This is a genomic window from Corynebacterium jeikeium, assembly GCF_000738175.1.
Lineage (GTDB): Bacteria > Actinomycetota > Actinomycetes > Mycobacteriales > Mycobacteriaceae > Corynebacterium > Corynebacterium jeikeium_C.
In genome coordinates this window covers 148478-155755 of record NZ_JFCH01000054.1, presented here as the reverse complement: position 1 = coordinate 155755, position 7278 = coordinate 148478, and the positions used below count along the sequence as shown (strand labels likewise).

Genomic DNA, 7278 nt, shown 5'->3' with positions numbered 1-7278 from the left:
GGTCAAGTCCGGTGTAGTGGTGTAGCCGTTTGTGCTTTCGGCTCGATATGAAGTTCGGGGCTTGGTTAGGCGGTTAGCTGGTGGTGGTCGTCACGATGTTCTCCTGGGTGGTGCATGAGGTGCTTGGTGTGTTCGAGTGCGGTCAGTGACATGTAGCGTTTTTGTTGGATCCAGTCGTCGTGTTGCTCGGCTAGGACCGCACCGACAAGCCGGATGATGGATTCACGGTTTGGGAAAATGCCGACGACGTCGGTGCGCCGGCGGATCTCACGGTTTAACCGTTCTGTGGGGTTGTTTGACCACACCTTCGTCCAGACTGGTTTCGGCGCTGCGGTAAACGCCAGTACTTCATCGAGTGATTCCTCCAAATACGCCGCGACGTGAGGGAATTTCGGCTCCAGTAGGTCGACAACTTCGCGGGCTTGAGCCCAAGTGGATGTGGCGTCAGGTTGCTGGAAGATTGTCTGGAACATCGCAGAGACCATCGGCCATTGTGTTTTCGGGACCTTTTCGTAGAGGTTCTTCGCGAAATGGGTGCGGCACCGCTGCCACGACGCATTGGGCAGCACTTCGGAAATGGCGTGCTGGATGCCTTCGTGGGCATCACTTGTGATAAGGAATACCCCAGTAAGTCCGCGGGCTTTTAAGTCCTGGAAGAAGCCTTTCCACGACGCGTTGGATTCCGCGGTGGCGACGTGCATGCCGAGCATTTCGCGATACCCGTCGGCGTTGACTCCGGTGGCAAGCAGCACTGAGCATTTGACCACCCGGCCGCCTTCACGGACTTTGATCGTGAGCGCATCGCACGATAAAAAGGCGTACCCGCCGGGGTCTAGTGGGCGGTTTTTGAAGTCTGCGACCATGTCGTCGAGTTCTTCTGACATGCGTGAGACTTGCGATTTCGACATGCTGGAAATCCCAAGCGTAGCCACCAGATCATTCATCCTGCGGGTGGAAACCCCTTTAAGGTAGCACGTGGCGATCACAGTCGATAAGGCTCGTTCTGCTCGTGAGCGGCGCTCTAACAGCCAGTCTGGGAAGAACGCGCCGTGGCGCAGTTTCGGCACCGCCACGTCGATCGTGCCGACACGGGTGTCAAGGTCGCGGTGGCGATACCCGTTGCGGTGGTTGACCCGCTCGGTGGATACAACTCCGTATTCGGCGCCGCAGACGGTGTCAGCCTGGGCGGAGAGGATCTGGTTGATAAACCCTTGCAGCATCTGGCGCATCAAATCCGGAGACGCTTGGGCCAGCAAATCATCCAGATAGGTTGTCGGGTCGATAGAATACGGTGCAGCGGTCATCGTCATAGGCCTTTCGGTGAGATGTGGTAGTTGAGTCGAAAGGCTAACTGGCGGTGGCCGCCCACTACTTTCCGGGACCCACCATCAGCAAGCGTTACACCACACTAAGGGACGCAACCGTTGGCCACCCGCCACGCAACCAACAGCTCCAAAATCGGCCTATTTGCCAGCCGACTCAAATGCGCAGATTGCGGATCCTGGTACGGACGCAAAACCTGGGCATCCAACACTAAATACAAGCACACGATCTGGCGGTGCAACCAAAAATACGACCATCCCCGTCCCTGCCAGACCGCTACCTTGCGTGATGAGCAAATCCAGACCGCGTTCCTCGCCGCGCTAAACCAGCTGGCTGAACAATATCGCGGACAAAGCCACCTACCACAGGTCATCGACGCCATGTTTAATACAGACCAGCTCGAAGCGGAGTCCAAGCGCCTAGACGAGAAAATCCGCGCTCTTGCCAGCGAGATTGAATCATTGGTTGCAGAAAATCAGCGGGTAGCGCAAGACCAGGACCAATACCTCGCCCGCTACACCCAGCTAGAAGCGCGATACCAGAAAACCCTGGGCCGCAAACAAGCCATCGAGGCCGAGATTGCTGCCAAGAGTGCCAAGGCCACTGCGATCAAAACCGCCTACACCCAGTTGGCCGACAAGCCCATCCAGCATTTTCAACCATCCCAGTGGACAGCGCTTATCGACCATGCCGTTATCGGAGCCAACGAGATCCAGTTCGTCTTCAGAATCGGCACTGAAATCACCGTGCCTATTGCTAGCAGGCTGCCAGTTTCTTCCACTTCCTGATTTTGGTGCGAAACGTCGTAAATGGCGCGACGGTGTTGATATGCACCCATTTCCACACCGGCCACGCCGACGGGGTGGAAGAAGCCCACGCACGCTGACCCGAACTAAACAATTCTGATTCGGTTAGACCGCCCACCATTTTGACTATCTCACCAAGCAGGATCTTGAACCTGTCGATCAAATCCTCAGTAGATACCTGCTCCCAGCGTTGGTAGAACGATTCATACAATCCGCCCAGTTGATTCCACTTAAAACCAGGTGCCGGAGTCACCACGTCAAGACCGGCTTGTTCGTCACGTTCCCAGCCGAGCAGTAATTCCATCCAGCCAAGCTGGTAGGCGATCATCTGCCGGGGCGTGCGGTCAACACCGTCAACCAGCCGGTCCCAACCATCGCCAGGAACGCCTACGAACTCGCCGATAAAAAGTTCGCCACGCTTAGTAATCTCTGCGGCTAGTTCATCGCCGGACGCATACGATCTCACCACACACCTCCTCGTGAAACGGCCTTAGGTTTAACGCTTCGTTAGCGCGTTAAACCCTGAATACGCATTTTACTAGGGCAAACAAGATACCCGCTAACGCAAAACCCAAACCCGCTAACGCAAGCGATTTTTCACACCCCCCTAAGCGATACTCGCTAACGCAAAAGGGTACTTATCAAATCCGACGTCTAAGTGGAGCCGGCGACGAGAATCGAACTCGCACTCTCAGCTTGGGAAGCTGATGTTCTACCACTAAACTACGCCGGCAGTTCCAGCACCAGCAGCGCGATGATTAATCGCACCGGGGCTAGATGAGCTGGAGACGAGACTTGAACTCGCAACCTACGGTTTACAAGACCGTTGCGCTACCGATTGCGCCACTCCAGCACTTGCCCACTTTTCTACCCGCGTACCCCTAGAGCTTTCTAGAGTTTTCTAGCGCCTTCTAGCACCTTCTAGGGTCTCATAGGGCGCACCCACGGGCAATGGACTTTCCCAGCCTAGCAAGCCGCACCTCCGAACAGTAAAACTCGCCCCTGCTGCCCCATCCCACCTGGGGGAACGGGTACTTGTGAAAACCCCTTTACCCCGATGTACGGTGTGGGAGTGCCTAGTTTCATGTCGAGAGCACTGAGAAAGAGCTCTGACCTGCTGTTTTCCGGCAACAGAGCGACGATCGATGCTATCCGCCTAGCACCGCCGCCATCCCCTTTGGCGCCGGTGGATCTTTCCGACCCTGTAAAGATCCACGCAGTGATGGACCTCGCCAGCCGTATCGGCGACCAGCTCCTCACCGCGGGCACTAGCAACTCGGATACGAAGGCCCAGATCCGAAGCGTTATGAGCGCCTACGGCCTGAACAACACGCACGTCGACATCACGTTGAACACGATCCACATCTACTCGCGCTTCAACGAAAACACGCCGCCGACAAATATGTTCCGCGTCGTGCGGCAGCTATCAACCGACTTCTCCCGAATCACGGAGGTCGACCGGCTGATCCGTTCGATCGTCGCGGGAGCCACCCCGCTGGAGATGGCGCAGAAGATCCTCTTCGACATTGAGACTTCCCTGCTGCCCTATCGCAACCGCTACGCTCTGGCCAGCTGGGGCGGGTTCGCCGCCGCCGTTGCGCTGCTTCTCGGCGGTGGTTGGGCTGTGGCGGTGGTTGCGGGCATCACCACGATCTTCACGATGTTCGCCAACGCCTGGTTGGCCTCGAAGTCTCTGCCGTTGTTCTTCCAGAACGTCCTTGGCGGCTTCGCGGCGGTGATCCCAGCGGCAGTGACCTATTCGATTGCCGATCGAATAGATTTCTACCTTCCCCCCTCTCTAATTATCGGTTCCTCAATCGTCGCGTTGCTGGCGGGGTTGACGCTGGTGCAGGCGCTGCAAGACGGCATCACTGGCGCCCCGGTGACCTCTGCGGCGCGCTTCTACGAGACCTTGCTACAGACCGGCGGCATCATCACCGGCATCGCGGCGGGTATTCAAACCATGGCCGTTATGGGCATCACGCTGCCACCGTTGGATACCTCGCACACCTCCGGTGTGTTGGGGTCCGTCACGGTCCAGATCATCTCCGGCGCTGTCGCTACCGGTTTCTTCTGTAGCGCCTGTTTCTGCGAGCGGCGCGCCACGGTGGTCGCCAGCCTGACCGCCCTGATCGCCTCTGTCGCCCTGTTCGGCGTAACGAATCTGCTGAACTGGCCTGGCACCTTCGGTGTTTCTCTGGCTGCCCTCGTCGTCGGCCTCGCCGGTGGTCTGCTCTCCCGTCGTTACATGATCCCACCGCAGATCACGGCTGCTGCGGGCATTACCCCCTTCCTGCCGGGTCTGGCGCTATACCGTGGCATGAGCTCGGTGCTGAACGATCAGTTCGTCATCGGCATGTCCAACCTTGGTCTTGCCCTGACCACCGCCACTGCTCTGGCCGCCGGCGTGGTACTCGGCGAGTGGGTTGCACGCCGTATTCGTCGCCCGCGGATCCTGCACCGTTACAAGCAACTACGACGCCCCCACGTGGGTTCGCGCCGTTCGTCCCAGCCGAAGCCTCGGATGGGTACCGACGGCCGAGTTCGCCAGCCCCTGCACTGGCGTAGGCGCAGAAGGAACGTGTCGAAGAGTATGTGGCAGTTGGATAGCAAGATGCGGGCGTCCGAAAGCGAGCTACAGCAACAAGAAGACCACCCGGCAGGAACGGGCGAACAGTAAATCGCGTAAAATATCTAAAGTTGAGACTTAAGTTCCGTACGTCGACTGTGTAGAAATGGGGTCAGGCTCGTGCCTCCGAAGGTCACCGACAACCGTTCCGCCAACAATGAATCCCTGCATGCGGTGGAAGCAGAAACCGCGCAGGCAGCGCAGCGCATCGTCGCGACTTACTCCGAGGACTTCCTCGATGCCGCGACGCTGATGTGCATGCTGGGCGTGGAGCCGGAAGGACTGATCCACCGCCGAGTGGTAGCTGAGCTGGAGGAAGCTGAGCAGGAAGCAAAGAAGTCCACCCGCAAGACCACCAAGAAGGCTGCCAAGAAGTCGGCGAAGAAGAGCACCAAGAAGTCGACGGCAAAGAAGACGACGAAGAAGGCCGCTAAGAAGGCAGCCAAGAAAACGACGAAGAAGGCGGCCAAGAAGACCACTAAAAAGGCGGCAAAGAAGGCTACCAAGGCTAGCGAGTAAACCGCCTACCTGCACCGACACGGGTGATACACATGCAGTCCGATTTTCTGGTTGTTGCCAATCGCCTTCCCGTCGACCGCAACGTCGATGGCTCCACCGGGGAGGTCACTTGGGTACCTTCCCCGGGCGGGCTAGTCACAGCGCTGAAGCCGGTGTTGGAATCGAATCGTGGCGCGTGGATCGGCTGGCCAGGGGCGACGGATGAGGTCGCAGCCGAGGACATGCCCGCACCGGAGGACGCCGGCATCCACATGGTTCCGGTGAACCTGGATGCGCAGGATTTCGCGCAGTTTTACGAGGGCTTTTCCAACGCCACCCTGTGGCCCCTGTACCACGACCTGATCGTGCATCCCACCTACGATAAGCGCTGGTGGGAGCGTTACCAGCAAGTCAACCAGCGCTTCGCCCAGGCAGCGGCGGACGTCGCGGCCAAGTATGCGACCGTGTGGGTGCAGGACTACCAATTGCACCTGGTTCCCGGCCAGCTGCGCGATCTGCGCGACGATGTCTGCATCGGTTTCTTCCTGCACATCCCCTTCCCCGCTCCGGAGCTTTTCCGTCAACTGCCGTGGCGCCGCCAGGTGCTGGAGGGCACGTTGGGCGCGGACGTGGTGGGCTTTCACACGCAGGATTCCGCGCGGAACTTTATGGAAGCGCTGCGGGCGATGGATTACTCGGTGCAGATCATGGACGATTCCGAATCTGCGAACTACCTGCGCGGCGCCCGGCTGCCCGAGGGCGCGCACGTGGTCGGCACCGTCGCCCTGGAATCGGGACGGCAGGTCAAGGTCGGCGTGTTCCCCATTTCTATTGACTCTGCCAAGGTCAACGCCCAAGCGAACCAGCCAACAGTGCTGGCCCAGGCTAGTGACCTGCGCTCCCGTCTAGGTAACCCGAAGGTGCTGATCGCAGGCGTGGATCGGCTGGACTACACCAAGGGCATCCAGCACCGACTAGAGGCCATTGAGTTCCTGTTGGACTCCGGCCGGCTGACCCCGGAAGACGTAGCTATGGTGCAGGTCGCCACCCCGTCGCGCGAACGTCTGGATGATTACCAGCGCACCCGCCAGCAGGTGGAGGCCATTGTCTCCCGCATCAACGGCAACCACGGCAGCCTGGGGCGCTCGCTGATCCACTACCTGCACTCCGGCCTGCCCTTCGAGCAAATCGTGGCACTATACGCCGCGGCGGACGTCATGCTGATTACCCCTTTGAAGGACGGTATGAACCTGGTGGCCAAGGAGTATGTGGCTTGCCACTCGGACGGTTCGGGCGCGCTGGTGCTCTCGGAATTCGCAGGCGCGGCCACCCAGCTGGTGCAGGCGTACCTATGCAACCCGCACGACGTGGAATCGATCGCCGATGCTCTGCAGCTGGCCATCGAGGACGCCCCGGTCAACAAGGTTCGTCGCATGCGCCAGATGTGGGATCACCTGCAGGAACACGACGTGAACCGCTGGGCCAATGCCTTCCTGCAGCAACTTCGGGAGGTCGAATAATGCGCCGTACCACCAGCACTCCCCGCCGCGCTACCGTCCTCGCGCTGGCTCTCAGCGCCACCACCCTGGCCGGCCTGACTTCCTGTTCGGACACGGAAGCACCCCTCGGCAGTTCCCAGTGGCAGATCTCCGCCATCTACGACACGCAGGCCCGCGGTGGCATGCTTCCGGATTCCCAGCAGGGCCGTAGCTTCCTGATCTTCGGAGAGGATTCGCTGAACGGCACCAGCGGCTGCATGCACATGACCGGCAACGTGGAGTGGAAGGACGAGGGCATGCGCATCAGCGGCTTTTCCAGCTCCCGCATCGACGGCGCCCAGTGCCTGCCCGGCGACGAGGATACGGCCGACCGTTTGAAGGCCGTCCTCAACGACCAGAACCTCACCTACACCCGCCCCGCCGAAAACTCGCTGAAACTGCAGCAGTCCGCGCCGAAGGACAAGCAGGATTGGCAGTCCGTCCCTGCGGTCGAGTTCATTAGCGGTCCGAAGGAGGGCTAAGC

7 protein-coding genes and 2 tRNA genes are annotated in these 7278 nt (G+C 59.4%); 5 read left to right on the top strand and 4 right to left on the bottom strand.

The features are described from left to right. Positions 1-65: 65 nt before the first annotated feature. Positions 66-1304, bottom strand: a complete 1239-nt coding sequence (locus tag JQ46_RS08915; RefSeq protein ID WP_192817224.1) for an IS256-like element IS3506 family transposase — start codon at positions 1302-1304, stop codon at positions 66-68. A gap of 120 nt (positions 1305-1424) precedes the next feature. On the opposite strand from JQ46_RS08915, the gene JQ46_RS08910 reads away from it, so the two are divergent. After that, positions 1425-2111, top strand: coding sequence for a zinc ribbon domain-containing protein (locus tag JQ46_RS08910; protein ID WP_011273048.1), 687 nt, complete (start codon positions 1425-1427; stop codon positions 2109-2111). Here JQ46_RS08910 and JQ46_RS08905 read toward each other — a convergent pair. From JQ46_RS08905 to JQ46_RS08895, 3 genes are all read right to left on the bottom strand, one after another. Next, a complete protein-coding gene (locus JQ46_RS08905) occupies positions 2080-2598 on the bottom strand; it encodes a ClbS/DfsB family four-helix bundle protein (protein ID WP_011273047.1) in 519 nt (172 codons plus the stop codon). The genes JQ46_RS08910 and JQ46_RS08905 overlap by 32 nt on opposite strands. A gap of 190 nt (positions 2599-2788) precedes the next feature. Beyond that, positions 2789-2862: transfer RNA gene (locus tag JQ46_RS08900), tRNA-Gly, on the bottom strand. A 47-nt stretch (positions 2863-2909) separates the two neighbouring features. Next, positions 2910-2982 (bottom strand) — tRNA-Thr (locus JQ46_RS08895). 231 nt (positions 2983-3213) lie between these two features. Here JQ46_RS08895 and thrE point away from each other — a divergent pair. The 4 genes from thrE to JQ46_RS08875 all read left to right on the top strand — a co-directional run bounded on the left by thrE (position 3214) and on the right by JQ46_RS08875 (position 7276). Beyond that, positions 3214-4809, top strand: coding sequence for a threonine/serine exporter ThrE (thrE, locus tag JQ46_RS08890; RefSeq protein WP_011273046.1), 1596 nt, complete (start codon positions 3214-3216; stop codon positions 4807-4809). Between the two features lie 69 nt (positions 4810-4878). Further along, complete coding sequence (locus JQ46_RS08885) at positions 4879-5277, top strand: hypothetical protein (protein WP_011273045.1); 399 nt, start codon at positions 4879-4881, stop codon at positions 5275-5277. 32 nt (positions 5278-5309) lie between these two features. Continuing rightward, positions 5310-6776: an alpha,alpha-trehalose-phosphate synthase (UDP-forming) gene (locus tag JQ46_RS08880; RefSeq protein ID WP_011273044.1), complete on the top strand. Its 1467-nt coding sequence runs from the start codon at positions 5310-5312 to the stop codon at positions 6774-6776. After that, positions 6776-7276, top strand: a complete 501-nt coding sequence (locus JQ46_RS08875; RefSeq protein WP_011273043.1) for an META domain-containing protein — start codon at positions 6776-6778, stop codon at positions 7274-7276. The genes JQ46_RS08880 and JQ46_RS08875 overlap by 1 nt, the downstream gene beginning before the upstream one ends. Positions 7277-7278: the final 2 nt, after the last annotated feature.